General features: G+C 71.5%; 17 protein-coding genes. 10 read left to right on the top strand and 7 right to left on the bottom strand.

Features of this window, described 5'->3' with window-relative positions:
• Positions 1-43 precede the first annotated feature (43 nt).
• Together WJM95_RS11270 and WJM95_RS11265 are read left to right on the top strand one after the other, a co-directional pair.
• Positions 44-2,299, top strand: a complete 2,256-nt coding sequence (locus WJM95_RS11270; protein ID WP_339129457.1) for an ATP-dependent RecD-like DNA helicase — start codon at positions 44-46, stop codon at positions 2,297-2,299.
• Between the two features lie 287 nt (positions 2,300-2,586).
• On the top strand, positions 2,587-3,876 hold the full coding sequence (locus tag WJM95_RS11265; RefSeq protein WP_339129456.1) for a citrate synthase: 1,290 nt from the start codon (positions 2,587-2,589) through the stop codon (positions 3,874-3,876).
• 573 nt (positions 3,877-4,449) lie between these two features.
• On the opposite strand, the gene WJM95_RS11260 is transcribed toward WJM95_RS11265, so the two are convergent.
• The 4 genes from WJM95_RS11260 to WJM95_RS11245 all read right to left on the bottom strand — a co-directional run bounded on the left by WJM95_RS11260 (position 4,450) and on the right by WJM95_RS11245 (position 9,050).
• Complete coding sequence (locus WJM95_RS11260) at positions 4,450-6,693, bottom strand: heavy metal translocating P-type ATPase (RefSeq protein ID WP_339129455.1); 2,244 nt, start codon at positions 6,691-6,693, stop codon at positions 4,450-4,452.
• A 91-nt stretch (positions 6,694-6,784) separates the two neighbouring features.
• Positions 6,785-7,024, bottom strand: coding sequence for a heavy-metal-associated domain-containing protein (locus WJM95_RS11255; RefSeq protein WP_339129454.1), 240 nt, complete (start codon positions 7,022-7,024; stop codon positions 6,785-6,787).
• A 94-nt stretch (positions 7,025-7,118) separates the two neighbouring features.
• Complete coding sequence (locus tag WJM95_RS11250; protein WP_339129453.1) at positions 7,119-8,075, bottom strand: PrsW family glutamic-type intramembrane protease; 957 nt, start codon at positions 8,073-8,075, stop codon at positions 7,119-7,121.
• Between the two features lie 300 nt (positions 8,076-8,375).
• Complete coding sequence (locus WJM95_RS11245) at positions 8,376-9,050, bottom strand: TetR/AcrR family transcriptional regulator (RefSeq protein ID WP_339129452.1); 675 nt, start codon at positions 9,048-9,050, stop codon at positions 8,376-8,378.
• A gap of 164 nt (positions 9,051-9,214) precedes the next feature.
• Between WJM95_RS11245 and WJM95_RS11240 the strand changes: the two genes are divergently transcribed.
• Complete coding sequence (locus WJM95_RS11240; RefSeq protein WP_339129451.1) at positions 9,215-11,566, top strand: MMPL family transporter; 2,352 nt, start codon at positions 9,215-9,217, stop codon at positions 11,564-11,566.
• Positions 11,567-11,879: 313 nt separating this feature from the next.
• Positions 11,880-12,923, top strand: a complete 1,044-nt coding sequence (locus WJM95_RS11235) for a zinc-dependent alcohol dehydrogenase family protein (protein WP_339129450.1) — start codon at positions 11,880-11,882, stop codon at positions 12,921-12,923.
• A gap of 41 nt (positions 12,924-12,964) precedes the next feature.
• On the opposite strand, the gene WJM95_RS11230 is transcribed toward WJM95_RS11235, so the two are convergent.
• Complete coding sequence (locus tag WJM95_RS11230) at positions 12,965-13,165, bottom strand: MerR family transcriptional regulator (protein ID WP_339129449.1); 201 nt, start codon at positions 13,163-13,165, stop codon at positions 12,965-12,967.
• Between the two features lie 320 nt (positions 13,166-13,485).
• Positions 13,486-14,463, bottom strand: a complete 978-nt coding sequence (locus WJM95_RS11225; RefSeq protein ID WP_339129448.1) for a sugar phosphate isomerase/epimerase — start codon at positions 14,461-14,463, stop codon at positions 13,486-13,488.
• A gap of 130 nt (positions 14,464-14,593) precedes the next feature.
• Here WJM95_RS11225 and iolC point away from each other — a divergent pair, with 130 nt between their 5' ends.
• The 6 genes from iolC to WJM95_RS11195 all read left to right on the top strand — a co-directional run bounded on the left by iolC (position 14,594) and on the right by WJM95_RS11195 (position 22,548).
• A complete protein-coding gene (iolC, locus tag WJM95_RS11220; protein ID WP_339129447.1) occupies positions 14,594-15,544 on the top strand; it encodes a 5-dehydro-2-deoxygluconokinase in 951 nt (316 codons plus the stop codon).
• On the top strand, positions 15,541-16,482 hold the full coding sequence (locus tag WJM95_RS11215; RefSeq protein ID WP_339129446.1) for a deoxyribose-phosphate aldolase: 942 nt from the start codon (positions 15,541-15,543) through the stop codon (positions 16,480-16,482). Before iolC ends, WJM95_RS11215 begins: the two co-directional genes overlap by 4 nt.
• Positions 16,483-16,489: 7 nt before the next feature.
• A complete protein-coding gene (iolB, locus tag WJM95_RS11210) occupies positions 16,490-17,332 on the top strand; it encodes a 5-deoxy-glucuronate isomerase (protein ID WP_339129445.1) in 843 nt (280 codons plus the stop codon).
• A complete protein-coding gene (iolD, locus tag WJM95_RS11205; protein WP_339129444.1) occupies positions 17,329-19,245 on the top strand; it encodes a 3D-(3,5/4)-trihydroxycyclohexane-1,2-dione acylhydrolase (decyclizing) in 1,917 nt (638 codons plus the stop codon). Before iolB ends, iolD begins: the two co-directional genes overlap by 4 nt.
• A gap of 14 nt (positions 19,246-19,259) precedes the next feature.
• Positions 19,260-20,762 carry a CoA-acylating methylmalonate-semialdehyde dehydrogenase gene (gene mmsA, locus WJM95_RS11200; protein ID WP_339129443.1) on the top strand — a complete coding sequence of 501 codons (1,503 nt, stop codon included), beginning with the start codon at positions 19,260-19,262 and terminating at the stop codon, positions 20,760-20,762.
• Positions 20,763-21,138: 376 nt separating this feature from the next.
• Entirely contained in the window at positions 21,139-22,548 is a 1,410-nt protein-coding gene (locus tag WJM95_RS11195; protein ID WP_339129442.1) for an APC family permease, read from the top strand.
• A gap of 54 nt (positions 22,549-22,602) precedes the next feature.
• Here the strand turns inward: WJM95_RS11195 and WJM95_RS11190 are convergent, their stop codons facing one another.
• Positions 22,603-23,013: a GNAT family N-acetyltransferase gene (locus tag WJM95_RS11190; RefSeq protein ID WP_339129441.1), complete on the bottom strand. Its 411-nt coding sequence runs from the start codon at positions 23,011-23,013 to the stop codon at positions 22,603-22,605.
• Between the last annotated feature and the right edge of the window lie 42 nt (positions 23,014-23,055).

The raw sequence follows: 23,055 nt of genomic DNA, 5'->3' as shown, positions 1-23,055 counted from the left end.
CCGGCGCCGGAGGGCTGTCGGTGGCGGGCGATACGGTCGGCTCATGACCGATCAGGCGGGGGCCGCCCAGACGGGCGAGCGGCGGCTGGCCACGCTCGAAGGCGTGCTCGAACGCATCACGTACGCCAACGAGGAGAACGGCTACACGGTCGCCCGGGTCGACACCGGCCGGGGCGCGGGCGATCTGCTCACCGTCGTCGGCTCCCTGCTCGGCGCCCAGGTCGGCGAGTCCCTGCGCATGGAGGGCCGCTGGGGCTCCCACCCGCAGTACGGCAAGCAGTTCACCGTGGAGAACTACACGACGGTCCTCCCCGCCACCGTCCAGGGCATCCGCCGCTATCTCGGCTCCGGCCTGGTCAAGGGCATCGGACCGGTCTTCGCCGACCGCATCACCGGACACTTCGGCCTGGACACCCTGCGGATCATCGAGGAGGAGCCGAAACGGCTCATCGAGGTCCCCGGGCTCGGACCCAAGCGCACGGGAAGGATCGCCGACGCCTGGGAGGAGCAGAAGGCGATCAAGGAGGTCATGCTCTTCCTCCAGACCGTGGAGGTCTCCACCTCCATCGCGGTCCGCATCTACAAGAAGTACGGCGACGCGTCGATCTCGGTGGTCAGGAACCAGCCCTACCGCCTGGCCTCCGACGTCTGGGGCATCGGCTTCCTCACCGCGGACAAGATCGCCCAGTCCGTGGGCATCCCGCACGACAGCCCCGAGCGCGTCAAGGCCGGCCTCCAGTACGCCCTGTCCCAGTCCACCGACCAGGGCCACTGCTACCTCCCCGAGGAACGGCTGATCGCCGACGCGGTGAAGCTGCTCCAGGTCGACACCGGCCTGGTCATCGAGTGCCTGGCCGAGCTGGCGGCCCCCGCGCAGGAGGGCGAGGACCCCGGAGTCGTCCGGGAGAAGGTGCCGGGCCCGGACGGCGGCGACCCGGTGACGGCGGTCTACCTCGTCCCCTTCCACCGCGCCGAACTCTCCCTCTCCGCACAGCTGCTGCGCCTGCTGCGCAGCGAGCGGGACCGGATGCCCGGCTTCCGTGACGTGGTCTGGGACAGGGCGCTGACCTGGCTGAAGGGGCGCACGGGCGCGGAGCTGGCACCCGAGCAGGAGGCGGCCGTCCGGCTCGCGCTCACCGAGAAGGTCGCGGTCCTGACCGGAGGCCCGGGCTGCGGCAAGTCGTTCACGGTCCGCTCGATCGTGGAACTGGCCCGCGCCAAGGGAGCCAAGGTGCTCCTCGCGGCGCCCACCGGCCGCGCCGCCAAGCGTCTCGCGGAGCTGACCGGATCCGAGGCCTCCACCGTGCACCGGCTGCTGGAGCTCAAGCCGGGCGGCGACGCGGCCTACGACAGGGACCGCCCGCTGGACGCCGACCTGGTGGTCGTGGACGAGGCGTCCATGCTCGACCTGCTGCTCGCCAACAAGCTGGTCAAGGCGGTGCCGCCGGGCGCCCATCTGCTCTTCGTCGGTGACGTGGACCAGCTGCCGAGCGTCGGCGCGGGGGAGGTGCTGCGCGATCTGCTCGCCGAGCGGGGGCCGGTCCCCGCCGTGCGCCTGACCAAGGTCTTCCGCCAGGCCCAGCAGTCCGGGGTGGTGACCAACGCGCACCGGATCAACTCCGGGCAGCACCCGCTCACCGACGGCATGAAGGACTTCTTCCTCTTCGTCGAGGAGGACACCGAGGAGGCCGGGCGGCTCACCGTGGACGTGGCGGCCCGGCGGATTCCGGCCAAGTTCGGACTCGACCCCCGCCGGGACATCCAGGTCCTCGCCCCCATGCACCGCGGCCCGGCCGGCGCCGGCCATCTGAACGGACTGCTCCAGCAGGCCATCACCCCCGGCCGCCCGGACCTCGCCGAGAAGCGGTTCGGCGGCCGCGTGTTCCGGGTCGGCGACAAGGTCACCCAGATCCGCAACAACTACGACAAGGGCGAGAACGGCGTCTTCAACGGCACGGTGGGTGTCGTCACCTCCCTCGACCAGGTCGAACAGCGGCTGACGGTGCGCACCGACGAGGACGAGGAGGTGCCGTACGAATTCGACGAGCTGGACGAGCTGGCCCACGCCTACGCGGTGACGATCCACCGTTCCCAGGGCAGCGAGTACCCGGCGGTGGTGATCCCGGTGACCACGGGCGCCTGGATGATGCTCCAGCGCAATCTGCTCTACACGGCGGTCACCCGGGCCAAGAAGCTGGTCGTTCTCGTCGGTTCGCGCAAGGCGATCGGCCAGGCGGTGCGTACGGTGTCCGCGGGACGCCGGTGCACGGCCCTGGATTTCCGGCTCTCCGGTCCGTGATCCACCGCCCCTTCGCGCGGCGGACGGAGGCCCGTTCGAGCGCCGAACGGGGCCTTTCGGGCGCGGGACGAGGTCCATCACAAAAAATGATCGATCAAACGAGTCACGAAGGTCACAGAGCACTTCCGGTTGCGCCACGGACGCGGCAGGATGAGCAGGTTGGCGGCACTCAGTGCCGCCGATAGGCCCAATGGTCGACCCCGAGTGCACTCTCCAGGGCCAAATGGGGGATGGTAGAGACAGTCAGGGCACCTCGAAGAAGAGGCACAACGTCGGTGAGGGATGACGTGAGCGACAACTCTGTAGTACTGCGGTTCGGCGATGGCGAGTACACCTACCCGGTGATCGACAGCACCGTCGGCGACAAGGGCTTCGACATCGGCAAGCTCCGCGCCCAGACCGGTCTGGTGACGCTGGACAGCGGGTACGGCAACACCGCCGCGTATAAATCCGCGATCACCTATCTCGACGGTGAGCAGGGCATCCTCCGCTACCGCGGCTACCCGATCGAGCAGCTGGCCGAGCGCTCCACCTTCCTGGAGGTGGCCTACCTGCTGATCAACGGTGAGCTCCCGAACGTCGACGAGCTCTCCACCTTCAAGAACGAGATCACGCAGCACACCCTGCTGCACGAGGACGTCAAGAACTTCTACCGGGGCTTCCCGCGCGACGCCCACCCGATGGCGATGCTCTCCTCGGTCGTCTCGGCGCTGTCGACCTTCTACCAGGACAGCCACAACCCGTTCGACGAGAAGCAGCGCAACCTCTCGACGATCCGGCTGCTCGCCAAGCTCCCGACGATCGCGGCCTACGCGTACAAGAAGTCGGTCGGCCACCCCTTCGTGTACCCGCGCAACAACCTCGGGTACGTCGAGAACTTCCTGCGCATGACCTTCTCGGTCCCCGCGCAGGACTACGAGCTCGACCCGGTCGTCGTCTCGGCGCTCGACAAGCTGCTGATCCTGCACGCCGACCACGAGCAGAACTGTTCGACCTCCACCGTGCGTCTGGTCGGCTCCTCGCAGGCGAACATGTTCGCCTCGATCTCGGCCGGCATCTCCGCGCTGTGGGGCCCGCTGCACGGCGGCGCCAACCAGTCCGTCCTGGAGATGCTGGAGGGCATCCAGGCCAACGGCGGCGACGTCGACGCCTTCATCCGCAAGGTGAAGAACAAGGAGGACGGCGTCCGCCTGATGGGCTTCGGCCACCGGGTGTACAAGTCCTTCGACCCGCGCGCGAAGATCATCAAGGCCGCCGCGCACGACGTGCTGTCCGCTCTCGGCAAGTCCGACGAGCTGCTGGACATCGCCCTCAAGCTGGAGGAGCACGCGCTCTCCGACGACTACTTCGTCTCGCGCAACCTCTACCCCAACGTCGACTTCTACACCGGCCTGATCTACCGCGCCATGGGCTTCCCGACCGAGATGTTCACGGTCCTGTTCGCCCTCGGCCGACTGCCGGGCTGGATCGCCCAGTGGCACGAGATGATCAAGGAGCCCGGCTCCCGCATCGGCCGCCCGCGCCAGATCTACACGGGTGTCGTCGAGCGCGACTTCGTGCCGGTCGAGGCCCGCTGAGGTCCGTACGTGCCCACCGGGCCCCGAACGCGGGCCCGGTGAACCCGTAGAACGCAAGAAGACATACGGAAAGCGCCCTGCTACCGGTCCCCCCACGGGCCGGCAGTCAGGGCGCTTTCCTTGTCCCGGTGCGGATTCCCCCCACGGGATCCGGCCGGGCGTCTGTGGACAGCGCCTGAATCGCTGTGTGCCGGCGCGACGCCGGCGGCGAGCCGAGCTCGCCGTACTGCGGTGGTGCGGTGCGATCTGCCGGGACGCGTACGGATCGGGAGGGCCGCTCAAAGCTCCCCGCAGTACGTGCCCCGGCGACGCAATTTCCGGGAACGTCCCCCAAGACATCCCCAGATGCCAGTCGCGCCCCCCAAGACGCTTCTGACATCGCCAACTTAGACTGACGAACCCCTTCGGTGGTTACGTTCACATCACTGTGATCTGGATCTCTTGCATATGTCCTGAAGATAGGCAAGAGACCCTGTATGGGAATCGAGGACCAAGCGTAAGGAAGATGCGCGAGCCTTGTGAAGAGCTTATGTGAGGCTCTCGTTGGACTCTAGGGGGACTCAGGCTCTGTCGTCACGCGAATGCTCTCAGTCGAAGGCTGTTCGTGACCACGAAAACGGACGAGAAGGCCATCGCCGCTCCCGCGATCATGGGATTGAGCAGTCCGGCGGCGGCCAGCGGAAGCGCCGCCACGTTGTAGCCGAAGGCCCAGACCAGGTTTCCCTTGATCGTCGACAGGGTGCGGCGGGACAGCCGGATCGCGTCCGCGGCCACCCGCAGATCCCCGCGCACGAGCGTCAGATCGCTCGCCTCGATCGCCGCGTCCGTCCCGGTGCCCATCGCGAGGCCGAGGTCGGCGGTGGCGAGGGCCGCGGCGTCGTTCACCCCGTCCCCGACCATCGCGACGGTCCGGCCCTCACCCTGGAGCCGCCGGACCACGGCGACCTTGTCCTCGGGCAGCACCTCGGCGATCACGTCGTCCGGGCGGATGCCGACCTCCCGCGCCACGGCCTCCGCGACCGCGCGGTTGTCACCGGTCAGCAGCATCGGGGTCAGTCCCAGGGCCCGCAGGTCGCGTACGGCCTCGGCGCTGCTCTCCTTGACCGTGTCGGCCACGGCCAGGACGCCCGCCGCCGCACCGTCCAGGGTGACCACGACCGCCGTACGGCCCGCCGCCTCGGCCGCGTTCTTCGCGTCCGCAAGCGTTCCCGTGAGCGTGCCGGGGAACCGGCCGACGGTCACCTCGCGGCCGTCCACCCGCCCGCGCACGCCCCGCCCCGGCACGTTCTCGAAGTGCTCCGGCGCGGGAAGGCCGCCGACGCGCTCCTGAGCGCCCGCCGCGATCGCTCGGGCAACCGGATGCTCGGAGGCGTGTTCCAGGGCTCCCGCGAGCCGCAGGACGTCTTCCTCGGCCCGTCCCCCGGCGACGTGGACCTCGTGCAGACTCATCCGGCCCGTCGTCACCGTGCCGGTCTTGTCCAGGAGGACGGTGTCGACCCGGCGCGTGGACTCCAGGACCTCCGGTCCCTTGATCAGGATGCCGAGCTGGGCGCCGCGGCCGGTGCCGACCATCAGGGCGGTCGGGGTGGCCAGGCCGAGCGCGCACGGGCAGGCGATGATCAGCACCGCGACGGCGGCGGTGAAGGCCGCGACCGTGTCCCCGGTGACCGCGATCCAGACCCCGAACGTGCCGAGCGCGATGAGCAGGACGACGGGCACGAAGACCCCGGAGATCCGGTCGGCCAGACGCTGCACCTCGGCCTTGCCGTTCTGCGCGTCCTCGACCAGCCGGGCCATCCGCGCGAGCTGGGTGTCGGCGCCGATCCGGGTGGCCTCGACGACGAGCCGGCCCCCGGCGTTCACGGTCGCACCCGTGACGGCGTCCCCGACGCCCACGTCCACGGGCACCGATTCGCCCGTCAGCATGGACGCGTCCACGGCCGAGGCGCCCTCGACGACGGTCCCGTCGGTGGCGATCTTCTCGCCGGGCCGCACGACGAAGCGGTCCCCGACGGCCAGTCGCGCCACCGGCAGGCGGACCTCACGGCCGTCCCGCAGGACGGCGACGTCCTTGGCGCCGAGTTCGAGCAGTGCCCGCAGCGCCGCGCCCGCGCGCCGCTTGGAGCGGGCCTCCAGGAAGCGGCCGAGCAGGATGAACGCGACGACCCCGGCGGCGACCTCCAGGTAGAGGGCGGAGGACCCGTCCGTACGGGAGACCGTGAACTCGAAGCCGTGCCGCATGCCCGGCATCCCCGCGTCGCCGAAGAACAGCGCCCACAGGGACCAGCCGAACGCGGCGAGGGTGCCGACCGAGACCAGGGTGTCCATGGTGGCCGCGCCGTGCCGCGCGTTCGTCACGGCGGCCCGGTGGAAGGGCAGCGCACCCCAGACCACGACGGGCGCGGCGAGCGTCAGCGAGAGCCACTGCCAGTTGTCGAACTGGAGCGCCGGGATCATCGACATGAGGACCACGGGCAGCGCGAGCACCGCGGAGACGGTCAGCCGTTGGCGAAGGGCGGCGGTCTCGGGATCGTCGGCGGCCGGGGGAGTCTCCTCCGCGGGCGGCTCGGGCGGCGGGGGCTCCTCGGCGGTGTAGCCCGTCTTCACCACGGTGGCGATCAGATCGGCGACCCGTACCCCCTCGGGGTAGGAGACCTTGGCCTTCTCCGTCGCGAAGTTGACGGTGGCGGTGACGCCGTCCATCCGGTTGAGCTTCTTCTCGACGCGGGCCGCGCAGGAGGCGCAGGTCATCCCGCCGATGGAGAGTTCGATCTCCGAGGCCGTGCCTATCGGTGTCTCGGGTGCTGCGGTGGTCATGGTGCGGCTCCAGGAATGTGCCGGGCCGCGCGGAGCCGGTATCAGCCGGTCGGCACGGCCCGGTGCGGAGAGGGAGAGCTGCCCGGGCCGGTCAGGCCCGCTCGACGAGTTCGAAGCCCGCCTCGTCGACCGCGGCGCGCACGGCGCTCTCGTCGAGCGCGGCGGCCGAGACGACGGTGACCTCGCCGGTCGAGGCGACGGCCTTCACCGAGCTCACGCCCGGGATCGCGGAGATCTCGCCGCTGACGGAGCCTTCACAGTGTCCGCAGCTCATACCGCTCACCTGGTAGACGGTGGTGACGGAACCCGGGGTGCCGGTCTGCGCGGTCATGGCGTACTCCTCGTCGAGGCGTTCTGGGGCGTGCGTGCACGGGAGGGACTCCCGGGAATCCAGGGTTCCCCTCCATGTTCACCACACTATACCCCTAGGGGGTATTTCTCCAAGCGGGATCGCGGTGCGCCAGAGAGCGCGCCCAGGCCGCCCCCGCGAGCGTGACGAGGAGCAGTCCGCCCACCGAGAACAGGGTGAAAAGGTGGTCCCGTCCGCCGGCCGGATGCGGTGTCCGGCCCGGTACGAGCAGCGCCCCGTCGAGCCCGGCCCGGCCGAGCCGGGCCACCAGCCACAGCGCGATCCCGCGCGTGGAGTCCCACAGGGCGTGCAGCAGGGAGACGCCGAGCCAGACGCCGGCCACCCGGGCGGTGAGACGGAACCGCCCGTCCGGGCGCCGCCGCGCCAGCAGGGCCGCGCCCGCGACCGCGGTCCACAGGCCCTGCCCGAACGGGGTGAGCACCCCGCGCAGGATCTCGGTCTCCAGCAGGGTGCGCAGGTCCGCGCCCCGCAGCGACACGGCGGCGTCGAAGGCGTGTCCGGCGCCCTCCAGGGCGGCGAAGCCGAACCCGAGCGCCGCGCCGAGCACCAGTCCGGCCCGCGGTCCGCGGATCCTGGGGTTCCGGCGCAGCAGGTACGCCAGCGCGCCGAGCTTCACGGCCTCCTCGGCCAGTCCGGTTCCCAGGTACAGCCACAGCGAGGGGCGCGTCAGCTCGTACTCCGTCACCGACGCGCCGAGCACGCCCAGCGTGCCGCCGGTCAGGAAGCAGCCGAGCAGCAGGTTCGCGCCCAGGTCCCGGCCGTGCCGCTCGTACGCCCAGAGCACGAAGACGACGGGTGCGAGGAAGCCGCCGAGCAGGATCAGGGTCGGCAGCGGTGTGGCGTCGTACGCGGAGTACGTGACGACCGCGGTCAGCGTCCAGAGGGCGAGGCCGCCGCCCAGGCAGCGCTTCCAGAGACCGGCGGGGATCCGGGGGTGCGACGGCGGGGGCTGCTGCGGTCCGGGAATGCGGGCCCGGGGCGCGCCCGGCGGCTGATTCTGGGTCACGGCCATCCCTCTGTCCCTCGGGGGCGGCCCGCGGGCTCGGACGGGGGACCCGCGTTCCGGTGCGTCGGGGCGGCCCCGGGCGGGTGAGGCGGGGCCGTGCGGACGGATCGGTGCCGAGGGTCACTGATCGATTTGTCCGAACCTTATGACAGATGTCCCCGATGTCGTGGCTCGGAACGCTGGTGCCGTGCCGTCTCGATCGGCGCCGTCCCGCCCGGCTGTGCGGACCGGCCCCAACGCTTCGCTCCGGCGGGCTGTGCGGCCCGGCCCGTCGGCTTCCGCCCTGCCGGTCCTGCCCGGGGCGGCTCAGCGGGCGGCGGGTGACGGCGTGTCGAGCAGTGGCTCCAGATAGCGGTGCATGACCGTCTTCAGCTCCGCGATGTAGCCGTCCCGTTCGGCGCCCTCGTGGGACATGACCAGGGTGAGCCCCGCCTTGAACAGATGGACCGCCATGTTCGCGGTGCGGGCGCGCTCGTCGGCCGGCATCTGCGGCAGTCGGGCCCCGATCATCTCCTCGACGCGGGCGAGGAGCGTGCCGTGCAGGGTGCCGATCTCCTCGACGATGACTCCCGGGGTGTCGGCGCCGTGCATCAGGACGGCGAAGGCCGGGTGTTCGACGTTGAACTCGATCAGCGGGTCGAGGACCGCGTCGAGCATCCGGTCCAGCGGGAGGCCGGCGTTCTCCTGGGCGAGTGCCTGTCCGTGCGAGCGGGCCCAGTCGTCGAGGAGCTGGTCGCTGAGGCCGACCGCGATGGCCTCCTTGTTCGGGAAGAACTGGTAGAGCGTGCCGGGGGAGACGCCGGCCTCGCGGGCGATGGCGTTGGTGCTCGCCGCGGTGTAGCCGGTCCGGCAGAACACCGAGGCCGCCGCCTCCAGGAGCTGGGCGACGCGGCGCTCGCCGCGGGCCTGGCGGCGGCGCGGTTTCTCCTCCGTCTGCTGCTCGAGCTCCGACGGCTCCTCGGTCTGCTGCTTCTCGGGCACGGATGATCCCCAGCTTCTCGGGACGCGATTGACAAACACGAGTGATCACTCGCATTCTTGAAAAACGCGAGCGACATCTCGTGTTTGCCATTCTATGGCAATGGGCGATCCATGATGCCTGCACGGAAGCGGGTCATCGGGTCACGGTGAGGGGACACCGCATCATGTCCGAAGTCGACGGCGCGGACGCCGGACCCGGGGCGAGGCCCGGCGGAGGCCGGAGCGAGGGCGGAGACGCTCGTACGGGCTCGGGCTCGGGCGGGGACGTGGACGGGGGTGCCCGTCTCGGCGGCTGGACCCGGTTCGTGACCGCGCGGCCACGGCTCTCCCTGCTCGTCGCCCTGCTGCTGACCGCGCTCGCCGTGGTCGCCGGCAGCGGGGTCGCGGACCGGCTGGGCAGCGGGGGCTGGGAGGACCCGACCGCGCAGTCCACGTACGCCACCAAGGCGCTGGAGCGGGAGTTCCCCGCCTCGCAGCCCAATCTGCTGCTGCTCCTCGACGCGGGACGGTCCTCGGTGGACGACCCCGCCGTGGCCGCCGAGGCCAGTCGGATCGCCGCGCGTCTGGCCGCCGAGCACGGCGTGACCGGCGTCGGTTCGTACTGGCGGACCGGATCACCCGCGCTGAGGGCGAGCGACGGCCACGAGGCGGTGATCGCGGCCCGGATCACCGGCGACGAGACGGCCGCGGCCCGCACCCTGGACCGCATCGCCCCTTCCTATCGGGGGAAGAGCGGGCCCGTCGAGGTCGAGATCGGCGGACCGATCGCCGTGCGGCACGAGATGCAGACGACCATCAAGGAGGACCTCACCCGGGCCGAGATGATCGCCCTTCCGGTGACCCTCCTGCTGCTGGTCATGGTCTTCGGGAGCGCCGTCGCGGCCCTGCTCCCGCTCGGGGTCGGGATCATCGCGATCCTCGGCACCAACGCCGTGCTGCGCGGACTCACCGAGGTCACCGACGTCTCGGTCTTCGCGATGAACCTGACGACGGCCCTCGGCCTCGGACTCGCCATCGACTACGCCCTGTTCATCGTCCGCAGGTTCCGCGAGGAGCTGGCCACCGGCGCCCCGCCGCGCTCCGCGATCGGGGTCACCCTGCGCACCGCGGGCCGGACCGTCCTCTTCTCCTCGCTCACGGTCGCCGTGTCGCTGGCCGCGATGCTGGTCTTCCCGCAGTACTTCCTGCGTTCCTTCGCCTACGCGGGCATCGCCGTCGTGCTGCTCGCCGCGGCCGCCGCCCTGATCCTGCTCCCCGCCGCGCTGATGCTCCTCGGTGACCGGGTGAACTCCCTCGATCTGCGGCGTCTGTTCCGGCGCGGTAGGCCGGGCCCGGCCGCCGCCGGAGCCCTCTGGGGCCGCACGGCCTCCCTCGTCATGCGCAGGGCACCGCTGTTCGCGGTGGCCACCACGGCCGGCCTCATCGTCCTCGGACTGCCGTTCCTGGGCGTGAAGTTCGGTACGGCCGACGACCGGCAGCTGCCCTCGGGGGCCGGGTCGCACGTCGTCCAGCAGCACATCCGCGACGGCTTCCCGGGCAGCCCCGGCGGCGCGCTGGACGTCCTGGCCGAGGGGTTCGCCACCGAGGCCGAGTACGCCCGGTACAAGGAGCGGATCGCCGCGCTGCCCGAAGTCCTGCGCGTGGACGGTCCCCTGGTGAAGGGCGACACCGCGTACTTCTCGGTGCTGCCCAAGGGCGAGGCCGTGGACGAGGGGGCCCAGCGGCTGGTCGGCGAACTCCGCGCCGCGGACGCCCCGTTCGACACCTCCGTGACCGGCACGGCGGCCGTCCTGGTCGACTCCAAGCACGCGATAGCCGAGCGGCTCCCGTGGGCGGCCGCCTTCATCGCGATCGTCACCCTGTTCCTGGTGTTCCTGCTGACGGGCAGTGTGCTGATCCCGCTCCAGGCGGTCCTGCTCAACGCGCTCAGCCTGACCGCGATGTTCGGCGCCGTGGTCTGGGTGTTCCAGGACGGCCATCTCTCCGGCCTCCTCGACTTCACCAGCTCCGGCTCGATCGAGACGACCCTCCCGGTCCTGATGTTCTGCGTCGCCTTCGGCCTCTCCATGGACTACGGAGTGTTCCTCCTCTCCCGCATCAAGGAGGAGTACGACCACACCGGCGACCACCGGGAGGCGGTCCGCTTCGGGCTCCAGCGCACCGGGGGCCTGATCACCGCGGCCGCCGTCATCCTCGCGGTGGTGATGGTCGCCATCGGCACCTCCCGGGTGGCCAACACGAAGATGCTCGGACTGGGCGTCGCGCTCGCCGTCCTGATGGACGCGATGGTCGTCCGCAGTCTGCTGGTCCCGGCGGTCATGCGGCTGACGGGCGCGGCCACCTGGTGGGCCCCCGGTCCCCTGCGGCGCTTCCACGACCGTTTCGGCCTGAGCGAGGGAGAGACACCGGCCCCGGCGCCCGCCGCGCCCCCGACCCCGGACGAGGCACCCACCGCCGAGCCGATACCGATACCGGAACCGGAGCCGGACCGGGACAAGGCCGAGGCACGCGGTTAGCGCCCCTCGATTGCCCCACCCCACCCCTCCCCACCCCCCGCTCCTCGAACGCCGGACGGGCTGAACCCTCCCGGCCGGATCGGATCTGAAATGGGGACGCGCCCGCACCCGGAATGCGACGCGAGGGGCCGTGCCGGTACATCGATGCCCGTCGCCACCGACGCCCACTCCTCACCCAACGGCGACGGGCTGATGCACCGGCACGGCCCCGACCCACCCACCGGACCGGAGCCGAACCCGGCCCCGCACCCCACCGGCCCGCATCCCCTACCGTTTGCGCGGAAGCTGATCTCCGAGTGGAGGGCGGGAGCCGATGCGGGCGGTGGTGTTCGAGCGGTACGGGGAGCCGGCCGGGGTGCGGGAGGTGGCGGACCCGGTGCCTGCGGAGCACGGGGTGGTGGTGCGGGTCGAGGCCACGGGGCTGTGCCGGAGCGACTGGCACGGCTGGATGGGCCACGACCCCGACATCACGCTGCCGCACGTGCCCGGCCATGAACTTGCCGGGGTGATCGAGGCGGTGGGCGCCGGGGTGACCGGCCATCGCCCCGGCGACCGGGTGACCGTGCCGTTCGTGTGCGCCTGCGGAAGCTGTCCCGCCTGCGCGGCCGGCGACCAGCAGGTGTGCGAGCGGCAGACCCAGCCGGGCTTCACGCACTGGGGCTCCTTCGCCCAGTACGTGGCGCTCGACCACGCCGACGTGAACCTGATCCCGCTTCCGCCGGAGCTGTCCTTCGCGACGGCGGCCTCGCTGGGCTGCCGGTTCGCCACGGCGTTCCGGGCGGTCGTCGCGCAGGGGAGAGCGGCCCCGGGGGAGTGGGTGGCGGTGCACGGCTGCGGTGGCGTCGGCCTCTCGGCGGTGATGATCGCGGCGGCTTCGGGGGCGCGGGTCGTGGCCGTGGACGTGTCCCCGGCGGCGCTCGATCTGGCCCGGAGGTTCGGGGCGGCGGAGTGCGTGGACGCCTCCGCCGTGGCCGACCCCGCCGAGGCGGTCCGTGAACTGACCGGCGGCGGCGCGCACGTGTCGCTGGACGCCCTCGGATCGCCCGGCACCTGCGCGGCCTCGGTCGACGGGCTGCGCCGTCGCGGCCGGCACGTCCAGGTCGGCCTGCTGCCCTCGCCGACCGGCGCCACCCCGGTCCCGATGGCCCGGGTGATCGCCCTCGAACTCGAACTGCTGGGCAGCCACGGAATGGCGGCCCACGCCTACCCGCCTCTGCTGGAACTGGTCCGCTCCGGAGTGCTGCGCCCCGATCTCCTCGTGACCTCCGCCATCACCCTGGACGCCGCTCCGGCCGCCCTCGCCGCGATGGGATCGGCTCCGGGGTCGGGGGTGACGGTCATCGAGCCGTGGGCGTGACGGTCATCGAGCCGTGGGCGTGAGGGGCCGGGCCGGACAGGTCACCCGTCCTTTCGGCCCCTGTTCCCCGGCCGGGAGGCGACCCAGGCGCGGACGGTGTCGGCGTACCAGTAGGGCTTTCCGGCCTCGACGTGGTCGGGCGGCGGCAGCAGCCCGTGCTTGCGGTAGGAGCGGACGGTGTCCGGCTGCACCTTGATGTGCGCGGCGATCTCCTTGTACGACCAGAGTCGGCGGTCGGTCATGCGTGGCACCTCCCCGCGCGCACCGCGGCGGCGGCCTGGGACGGTCGTCGGGGGAGCCGGGCGCTGCGCTGGTGATCACAAAGCGTGTGCCCGGTGAACGACGCAGCGTGAGGGCCGGGCCCCGACTGTCGACCGGGCGTGACACAAGACCCGCGTATACGTGACATGTGTGACACGGCGGTGTTTTTTGTGACACGAGTGACGCATGGGCGGCGGTGAGGTGTGGCCCCCGGGACCGTCGGCCGCCCCGGGGACGGGAAGACCCGCCGGGCCCCGAGCGCCCGGCGGGCCGGGACTCCGGGTGCCCCGGGGCGCGGGGCTCATGCCCCGCAGGACCTCAGGAACGCCCGGGTGCGCCGGGCGATCGGCAGCGGCCGGTCCGGGGGGCACGGGTACATGTCCTGCTCGACGATCGCGAACAGCTCGACGCCCAGGTCCTGCGCGGCGGCGAGGACGGGTTCGAGCGCCGGTACGCCGGACGGCGGTTCGCACATCACGCCGCGGGCGACGGCGGGCCCGAACGGCAGGTCCTCGGCGCGTACCCCGGCCAGCACCGCGGGGTCCACCTGCTTGAGGTGGAGGTAGCCGATGCGTTCGCCGTACGTCTCGATGAGCTTGACGCTGTCGCCGCCGCAGTAGGCGTAGTGGCCCGTGTCCAGGCACAGCGACACCAGCGAGGAGTCGGTCGCGTCGAGGAAACGGGTGACGTTCTCCTCGGTGTCGATGTGGGTGTCGGCGTGCGGATGGACGACGACACTCAGCCCGTAGCGCTCGCGCACCTCATGGGCGAGCCGCTCGGTCTGGGAGGCCAGATCGCGCCACTGGGCCGGCGTCAGCACGCTGTCCTCCAGCACCGCGCCGGTCTTGTCGTCCCGCCAGAAGGCCGGGATGACCACGAGATGCCCGGCGCCCGTCGCCCGGGCCAGCTCCGCGATGTCCGAGACGTGCGCCCAGGTGGACTCCCAGACGTCGGGGCCCCGGTGCAGTCCGGTGAAGACCGTGCCCGCCGAGACCTTGAGCCCGCGCCGGGCGGTCTCCTCCCGCAGGACGTCGGGATCGGTGGGCAGGTAGCCGTACGGGCCGAGCTCGATCCACTCGTAGCCCGATCCGGAGACCTCGTCGAGGAAGCGCTGCCAGGGAACCTGCCGGGGATCGTCGGGGAACCAGACGCCCCAGGAATCGGGAGCCGAACCGATCCGGATGCGCGACAGTGAGGACGGAGGTGACGACCGCGGTGACGACTTCTGCGAGGGTCCGGGGGACGGCTGCGGCGATGACTGCGGCTGCGACGACGTCATGGGCGCCAGCTTCCGGCGGCTCCGTGGAGGTGTCAAGCCCTGGTCCGAATGTCTGGACAAAACGTTGACAGGCTTCCCGTGCGGCACTAGACCTGGGGGCAGCCGCAGGGACCGCGCGGAAGGGAACGCGATGGCGTACGAGCTGATCACCATGGGGCGGATCGGCGTGGACCTCTACCCGTTGCAGACGGGGGTCCCGCTGTCCCGGGTGACCTCCTTCGGCAAGTTCCTCGGCGGCTCGGCCACGAACGTCGCGGTGGCGGCCGCGCGGCTCGGACGGCGTACGGCGGTCGTCACCCGAACGGGCGCCGATCCCTTCGGAACCTATCTGCACGAGGCGCTGCGCGCGTTCGGCGTCGACGACCGCTGGGTCACCGAGGTCCCGGGACTGCCGACGCCGGTCACCTTCTGCGAGATCTTCCCGCCGGACGACTTCCCGCTCTACTTCTACCGGCAGCCCAAGGCCCCCGACCTGGAGATCGACGCCGCCGAACTCGACCTCGACGCCCTGCGCGATGCCGGCGTCTTCTGGATGACCGGCACGGGACTCAGCGCGGAACCCAGCCGGACGGCCACCCTGACCGCGCTGGCTCACCGCGCCCGCTCAGGCACGACGGTCTTCGACCTCGACTGGCGCCCCATGTTCTGGCGGGACCCGGCCTCCGCGCACCCCTTCTACGCCGAGGCCCTGCGCCACGCCACCGTCGCCGTCGGCAACATCGACGAGGTCGAGATCGCCACCGGGGAACGCGAGCCGCACACCGCCGCCGCGGCCCTCCTCGAAGCCGGCCCCGAGCTCGCCGTGGTGAAACAGGGCCCCAAGGGCGTCCTCGCCGTCCACCGCGACGGCACGACCGCCGAGGTCCCGCCCCTCCCGGTCGACGTCCTCAACGGCCTGGGCGCGGGCGACGCGTTCGGCGGCTCCCTGTGCCACGGACTGCTCGCCGGCTGGGACCTGGAGAAGACCATGCGGCACGCGAACGCGGCCGGCGCCATCGTCGCCTCCCGGCTGGAGTGCTCCTCCGCGATGCCCACCCCGCACGAGATCGAACGGGCCCTCGCCGCCGGAGCGGTGCGATGAGGGCGGGCCACGTCGGCGGCGCCCGACCCGAACAGGGAGGCGACGCCCGCGCCCACCCGCGCGTCGACGTCTCCGCCCTGGTCCGCCTCCGGGCCCGGCACCCGGAGGCGATCGCCGAGGCCGCCGCCCGGCGGGTGCGGCGACCGCTGCTCGACGGCTCCGGGCGGCTGATGATCGTCGCCGCGGACCACCCGGCCCGCGGCATGCTGGCCGTCGGCGACCGGAGCCTGGCCATGGCGGACCGCGCCGGGCTGCTGGAGCGCCTGTGCGTCGCGCTCTCCCGCCCCGGCGTCGACGGCGTGCTCGCCACCGCCGACATACTCGACGACCTGCTGCTGCTCGGCGTCCTCGACGGCAAGGTGGTCATCGGGTCGATGAACCGCGGCGGACTCGCGGGCTCCGTCTTCGAACTGGACGACCGGTTCACCGGCCACCGTCCCAAGGACATCGAACGGCTCGGTTTCGACGCCGGAAAACTGCTGCTGCGCATCGACTACGACGACCCCGGATCGGTGCGCACCCTGGAGTCCGCCGCCCGGGTGATCGACGGCATGGCCGAACGCCAACTTCCGGTCTTCGTCGAACCGTTCCTCTGCCGTCGCCGGCACGACGGCACCCTGCGCAACGATCTGAGCGCCGAGGCCGTCACCAAGTCCATCGCCATCGCCGCCGGTCTGGGCGGCAGTTCGGCGTACACCTGGCTGAAGGTCCCCGTCACCGAGAACCCCGACGACATGGCCCGGGTCATGGAGACGTGCACACTGCCCGCCGTACTGCTCGGCGGAGAGGTCGGCGAGGACCAGGAGGGTGCGTACGAGAAATGGCGCGGGGCGCTCCAACTCCCCACCGTGCAGGGCCTGGTGGTGGGCCGTTCGCTGCTGTACCCCGCGGACGGCGATGTCGCCGCGGCCGTGGACACCGCCGTAGGACTCCTGTGAGGGCCGCATGAGACGTCCGGACAACGGGCTGTACGTGCCCAGGGGCAGCGCCTCGGACGCCCACTACGCCCTCGACATCGACCCCGAGCGGGCCGGCTGGACCCACAGCAGCCTGCGCGTCGTGGAGCTGGCCCCCGGCGGCACCCACACCTTCACCACCGGGGACAGCGAGTGGATCGTGCTGCCGCTGCGCGGTGGTTGCACGGTGCGCACCAAGGACGGAATGGAAGAGGAGGAGTTCCAACTCCTGGGCAGGAGGAGTGTGTTCGACGGAGTCTCCGACTTCGCGTACGTTCCCCGTGAGGCCCGGGCCCAGATCGCCTCCGGCGTGGGAGGCCGCTTCGCCCTGGCAGGAGCGAAGTGCGAGCGCCGACTCCCCGCCCGCTACGGCCCCGCGCCGGAGGTACCCGTCGAAGACCGCGGCAGCGGCACGTGCGCGCGCCAGGTGCGCAATTTCGCCGCCGCGGACGTCTTCGACTGCGACCGGCTCATCGCCGTGGAGGTCGTCACCCCCGGCGGCAACTGGTCCTCGTATCCGCCGCACAAGCACGACGAACACCTGCCCGGTGTCGAGTCGCGGCTGGAGGAGATCTACTACTTCGAGATCGACGGACCGGACGGCTTCGGCTACCAGCGCGTCTTCCCCTCCCGCGAGGGCGGTGCGGACGTCCTCGCCGAGGTCCGCACCGGCGACGCCGTCCTCGTGCCCGACGGCTGGCACGGTCCGTCCATCGCCCAGCCCGGTCACGCCATGTACTACCTCAACGTCATGGCCGGGCCGGGCGGGGACAGGGAGTGGCGGATCCGCTTCCACCCGGACCACGCGAACAGCACAGGGGGATACCGATGACCTCGACGACGAGGCTGACCGTCGCACAGGCGCTGGTGCGGTTCCTCGCCGCGCAGTACACCGAACGGGACGGCGCCCGGCACCGGCTGATCGGCGCCATGTGGGGCATCTTCGGCCACGGCAACGTCGCGGGCATCGGCCAGGCGCTCGTCGAGCACGCCACCGTGCCCGGCGGGGGCATCTCCTCCGCGCCCCCCGTGATGCCGTTCCACCAGGGGCGCAACGAACAGGCCATGGTGCACGCGGCCGTCGGCTACGCGCGCCAGTGCGGCCGGCTCTCCGCGCACGCCGTGACCACCTCCATCGGGCCCGGCGCCACCAACCTCGTCACCGGCGCCGCGCTCGCCACCGTCAACCATCTGCCGGTGCTGCTCCTGCCCGGCGACGTCTTCGCGGCCCGCCCCGCCGACCCGGTGCTCCAGCAGCTGGAGGTCCCCCACGCCGGGGACGTGTCGGTCAACGACTGTCTGCGCCCGGTGTCGCGGTACTTCGACCGGATCACCCGCCCCGAGGCGCTGATCCCGGCGGCCCTCCAGGCGATGCGCGTGCTCACCGACCCGGTCGAGACCGGCGCCGTCACGCTCGCGCTGCCGCAGGACGTGCAGGTGGAGGCGTACGACTGGCCCGAGGAGTTCTTCGCCGAACGGACCTGGCGCGTACGGCGCCCGGCGCCCGACTCCGGCGAGCTGGCGCGCGCCGTCGAGGCGATCCGAGGGGCCCGGCGTCCGCTGATCGTCGCGGGCGGCGGTGTGCACCACAGCCGTGCCGAGGAGGTGCTCGCGGAGCTCGCCTCGGCCACCGGTATCCCCGTCGCCTCCACCCAGGCCGGCAAGGGCTCGCTGCGCTGGGACCACCCGCAGGACGTCGGCGGCATCGGGCACACCGGCACGGCGACCGCCGACGGACTCGCCCGCACCGCCGACCTGGTGATCGGCGTCGGCACCCGCTACACCGACTTCACCACCGCCTCGGGCACGCTGTTCGCGGCCCCGGGCGTCCGCTTCCTCAACCTCAACATCGCTCCCCACGACGGCCACAAACTCGCCGGCACCCCGCTGGTCGCCGACGCGCGCACCGCCCTTCAGGCGCTCACCGAGGCGCTGCTCGCCGACCGGCACCGCGCGGAGGCCGCGTACGTCGCCGAGTACACGGACGGCAAGGAGCGCTGGGAGCACCGGGTCGATTCGGCCTACGAGGCGGAGGACATCGACGTCCGGCCGACCCAGCCGCAGGTCCTCGGCGCGCTCGACGACCTGGTCACCGAGGACGACATCCTGATCAACGCGGCCGGTTCGCTCCCCGGCGACCTGCACAAGCTGTGGCGGGCGCGGTCGCGCGACCAGTACCACGTCGAGTACGGCTACTCCTGCATGGGCTACGAGATCCCGGCCGCGATCGGGGTGCGGATGGCGGCCCCGGACCGGCCGGTGTGGGCGCTGGTCGGCGACGGCACGTATCTGATGATGCCGACCGAGATCGTCACCGCCGTCCAGGAGGGCGTCGCGATCAAGGTGGTCCTCCTCCAGAACCACGGGTACGCGTCGATCGGCGGGCTCTCGGAGGCGGTGGGCGGCGAGCGCCTGGGCACGGCGTACCGCCGTCTGGCCGCCGACCGTACGTACACAGGGGTGCCGTTGCCGGTCGATCTCGCGGCCAACGCGGCCAGTCTGGGCATGCGTGTCCTGCGCGCGGGGACCGTGCGTGACCTGCGGGCGGCCCTGGCCGAGGCGCGCGAGGCGGACACTCCCACTTGTGTCTACGTGGAGACCGAAACGGCAGACACAGTGTCGGGCGCGCCCCCGGCCCAGGCCTGGTGGGATGTACCTGTGGCCGAGACCGCGACCCGAGCGTCGGCGGTGAAGGCCCGCGAGGAGTACGACCGGCACGTCGCCGCCCGACGACGCCATCTGTGAAGGAGTAATTGGCCATGACGAAGACCGTCGACCACTGGATCGGTGGCAAGTCCGTCGAAGGTGCGTCGGGTGCGTACGGGCCGGTCACCGACCCGGCCACCGGCGCCGTGACCACGAGGGTCGCGTTCGCGAGTGTCGAGGAGGTCGACGCCGCGGTCGCCGCCGCGAAGGACGCGTACGCCACCTGGGGGACGTCGTCGCTGGCCAAGCGCACCACGATCCTGTTCAAGTTCCGCGCGCTGCTCGACGCCCACCGCGACGAGATCGCCGCCCTGATCACCGCCGAGCACGGCAAGGTGCACTCGGACGCGCTCGGCGAGGTCGCCCGCGGTCTGGAGATCGTCGAGCTGGCCTGCGGGATCACGACGCAGCTCAAGGGCGAGCTGTCGACCGAGGTGGCCTCCCGGGTCGACGTGTCCTCGATCCGCCAGTCGCTGGGTGTCGTCGCGGGCATCACGCCGTTCAACTTCCCGGCGATGGTCCCGATGTGGATGTTCCCCATCGCCATCGCCTGCGGCAACACCTTCGTCCTCAAGCCGTCGGAGAAGGACCCGTCGGCCGCCATGAAGCTCGCCGAGCTGCTGGCCGAGGCCGGTCTGCCCGACGGTGTCTTCAACGTGGTGCACGGCGACAAGGTGGCCGTGGACCGCCTCCTGGAGCACCCGGACGTCAAGGCGGTGTCCTTCGTCGGCTCGACGCCGATCGCCCGCTACATCCACACCACCGCCGCCGCGAACCACAAGCGGGTCCAGGCCCTGGGCGGCGCCAAGAACCACATGCTGGTCCTGCCCGACGCCGACCTGGACGCCGCGGCCGACGCCGCCGTCTCGGCCGCGTACGGCTCGGCCGGCGAGCGCTGCATGGCGATCTCCGCGGTCGTGGCGGTCGGCGCCGTCGGTGACGAGCTGGTGGCCAAGATCCGCGAGCGCGCCGAGAAGATCAAGATCGGTCCCGGCAACGACCCGGCCTCCGAGATGGGGCCGCTCATCACGGCCGTCCACCGCGACAAGGTGGCCTCCTACGTGAAGGGCGCCGCCGACCAGGGCTGCGAGGTCGTCCTCGACGGCACGGGCTACACGGTCGAGGGCTACGAGGACGGCCACTGGATCGGCCTCTCGCTCCTGGACCGGGTGCCGGTGACGGCGGACGCGTACAAGGACGAGATCTTCGGCCCGGTGCTGTGCGTGCTGCGCGTGGACACCTACGAGGAGGGCGTGGCGCTGATCAACGCGTCCCCCTTCGGCAACGGCACCGCGATCTTCACCCATGACGGCGGCGCGGCCCGCCGTTTCCAGCTGGAGATCGAGGCGGGCATGGTCGGCGTGAACGTGCCGATCCCGGTGCCGGTGGGCTACCACTCCTTCGGCGGCTGGAAGGACTCCCTCTTCGGGGACCACCACATCTACGGGAACGACGGCACGCACTTCTACACCCGCGGCAAGGTCGTCACCACCCGCTGGCCGGACCCGTCCGAGGCCCCCGCCGGCGTCGACCTGGGCTTCCCGCGCAACCACTGAGCCCCGCCCGAACCACCCCGTCAAGCCGTCCGCATAGCGGACGGCTTGACGTTTTTTTGACGCCTCCACAACGATTCCCGTTCACGAGGGATTAACCGAGTGATGGAGGCCAACTCTCCATGTGGCCTTTGAAAGCAAGGTCGAAATGGAGAAGGTCCTGATGATTGCAACAAGATGAGTTTGCAGCCTGGGAAAACAATGTGATGTGCGTCGCTCCGGTCTTGCGGATTCCGTAGGTAAACCGCTATTGACGCAACGGTTTCCGTCAAGGTTCCATCAGCGCGGGAGCGGACGAGAACGAAGAACGACGCGAGCCGCCGGAGGCGATATCGCTCCCGCCCGAACCTCAGATGCACGAGTTGATCGGAACCGCTTCATGACCGACACGCTCCGCCCCGTCGAGACCGCCGTCCTGGACGCCGCCCCAACGGCGACCGGGAACCCGAAGACGCTCAAGCGTTCCATCGGCGTCGTCGGCGGCACGCTGCTGACGCTGTCCTGCGTGACACCGGCCTCGACGCTGTTCGTGGTCATACCCGACCTCTTCGGCTCACTCGGCACCGCGACCGCCCTCACGATCGCGATCGGCTCGCTGCTCTGTATCGCCGTGGCGTTCTGCTACTCGGAGCTGGGCACCCTCATCCCCAGCGCCGGCGGCGAGTACGCCATGGTCTCCACGATGGCCGGACGGCTCGCGGGCTGGCTCGTCTTCGTGATGTCGCTGCTGGTGGTCATGATCGTCCCGCCGGTGATCGCCATCGGCACCGCCGACTACCTCGCGCCGCTGGTGCACCTCGACCCGGCGATGACCGGCGCGGGCGTGATGCTCCTCGCCACCGTCGCCGGCCTGCTCGACCTGCGCGCCAACGCCTGGATCACCGGCATCTTCCTGGTCCTGGAGGTCATCGCGGCCGGCGTCGTGGCCCTGCTCGGCTTCACCCACGCCCACCGCGGCCTCGGCAGCCTCACCTCGATGCAGGTCGCCGGGACCGGCGCGCACACCGACCCCGTGACGGCCATGCTCGTCATCTCCGGGCTCGCCATCGCCCTCTTCGCCACGCAGGGCTTCTCCACCGCCGTCTACCTCTCCGAGGAACTGGAGAACCCGCGCCGCAACGTCGCCCGCACGGTGCTGGCCACCCTCGCCATCTCCACGGTCGTCATCCTGGTCCCGGTAGTCGCCATCACCATGGGCGCCTCCGACATCAAGGAGCTCACCGGCGGCGACATCAGCAGCATGGTCACGGCCTGGTCCAACTCCGCCGTCGGCACCTTCGTCAGCCTCTGCGTCGCCCTCGCGATCATCAACGCGGGCATCGTCATGGTCATCCAGAACTCGCGCGTCCTGTTCGCCTCGGCCCGCGACAAGGCCTGGCCCGAGCCGGTCAACAACGGCCTGTCCAAGCTCGGCCGCTTCGGTTCCCCCTGGGTCGCCACCCTGCTGGTCGGCGTCCCCGGCGCCGCCCTCTGCTTCGTCAACCTCGACACCCTGTACGGCGTCACCGGCGTGGCGGTGACCGCCATGTACCTGCTCGTCGCCGTCGCCGCCCTGCTCGCCCGGCGCGGCCACCACCGCCACACCCCCGCCTGGCGGATGCCCCTGTGGCCCGCCATGCCGATCCTGCTGATCGTCGTCCTCGCCTACGTCCTGACCCAGCAGGAGACGCAGTACCTGCTGTGGACCGGCGGCATCACCGCCGTCGCCACCCTGTACTGGGCCTTCTACCTGCGCCCGCGCCGCGACACCCGCTGGCTGGTGTCGATCCCGGAGGACGCGCAGGTCTGACCGGAGCGGTCCGCCCGGCGGACCCCTCCAGGCCGCCCGCCCCCCGGCGGAGCCTCAGCCGAAGTCCCACGTCACCACCGTGCACATCCCGTCGTCCTTGCCACCCGCGCTGCGGTACGTGGCAAGGGCGACGTCGTTTCCGGCGTCCACCCCCACCCACATCCCGTAGCAGCCGCGTTCCCGGGCCAGGGCGGCGAGTTCACGGACCAGCGCCCGCCCGGTGCCCCGCCGCCGGAACGGCTCCGCCACGGCCAGCTCGTACAGGAACATCTCGGTGCCCTTGTCCGGGTGGACCGTCTCGACTCCGCTGACGAACCCCGCCGGCACCTCGCCCTCGTAGGCCAGGAACAGATGATGGCCCTGCGCCTCCAGGAACCGCCGGGCCCACTCGGGACGCACGGGATGGTCGAAGAGGGACTCGGCGGCGGTCAGTTCCCGGACGGTGGCGGCGCGGCGCAGCTCCATGGGGGGTTCGTACCACGGACGCGGTACACGGGACACCCGCGG

The organism is Streptomyces sp. f51, from assembly GCF_037940415.1.
Classification (GTDB): Bacteria; Actinomycetota; Actinomycetes; order Streptomycetales; family Streptomycetaceae; genus Streptomyces.
This window is presented reverse-complemented; position numbering and strand designations above follow the sequence as displayed.

Bases quoted from the DNA above. Each gene is read 5' to 3' on its own strand.
- WJM95_RS11270 (WP_339129457.1), top strand. From the start codon at position 44: ATGACCGATCAGGCGGGGGCCGCCCAGACGGGCGAGCGGCGGCTGGCC.
- WJM95_RS11260 (WP_339129455.1), bottom strand. From the start codon at position 6,693: ATGACCACCGCAGCACCCGAGACACCGATAGGCACGGCCTCGGAGATC.
- WJM95_RS11255 (WP_339129454.1), bottom strand. From the start codon at position 7,024: ATGACCGCGCAGACCGGCACCCCGGGTTCCGTCACCACCGTCTACCAG.
- WJM95_RS11250 (WP_339129453.1), bottom strand. From the start codon at position 8,075: ATGGCCGTGACCCAGAATCAGCCGCCGGGCGCGCCCCGGGCCCGCATT.
- WJM95_RS11240 (WP_339129451.1), top strand. From the start codon at position 9,215: ATGTCCGAAGTCGACGGCGCGGACGCCGGACCCGGGGCGAGGCCCGGC.
- WJM95_RS11235 (WP_339129450.1), top strand. From the start codon at position 11,880: ATGCGGGCGGTGGTGTTCGAGCGGTACGGGGAGCCGGCCGGGGTGCGG.
- WJM95_RS11230 (WP_339129449.1), bottom strand. From the start codon at position 13,165: ATGACCGACCGCCGACTCTGGTCGTACAAGGAGATCGCCGCGCACATC.
- WJM95_RS11225 (WP_339129448.1), bottom strand. From the start codon at position 14,463: ATGACGTCGTCGCAGCCGCAGTCATCGCCGCAGCCGTCCCCCGGACCC.
- iolC (WP_339129447.1), top strand. From the start codon at position 14,594: ATGGCGTACGAGCTGATCACCATGGGGCGGATCGGCGTGGACCTCTAC.
- WJM95_RS11215 (WP_339129446.1), top strand. From the start codon at position 15,541: ATGAGGGCGGGCCACGTCGGCGGCGCCCGACCCGAACAGGGAGGCGAC.
- iolB (WP_339129445.1), top strand. From the start codon at position 16,490: ATGAGACGTCCGGACAACGGGCTGTACGTGCCCAGGGGCAGCGCCTCG.
- iolD (WP_339129444.1), top strand. From the start codon at position 17,329: ATGACCTCGACGACGAGGCTGACCGTCGCACAGGCGCTGGTGCGGTTC.
- mmsA (WP_339129443.1), top strand. From the start codon at position 19,260: ATGACGAAGACCGTCGACCACTGGATCGGTGGCAAGTCCGTCGAAGGT.
- WJM95_RS11195 (WP_339129442.1), top strand. From the start codon at position 21,139: ATGACCGACACGCTCCGCCCCGTCGAGACCGCCGTCCTGGACGCCGCC.
- WJM95_RS11190 (WP_339129441.1), bottom strand. From the start codon at position 23,013: ATGGAGCTGCGCCGCGCCGCCACCGTCCGGGAACTGACCGCCGCCGAG.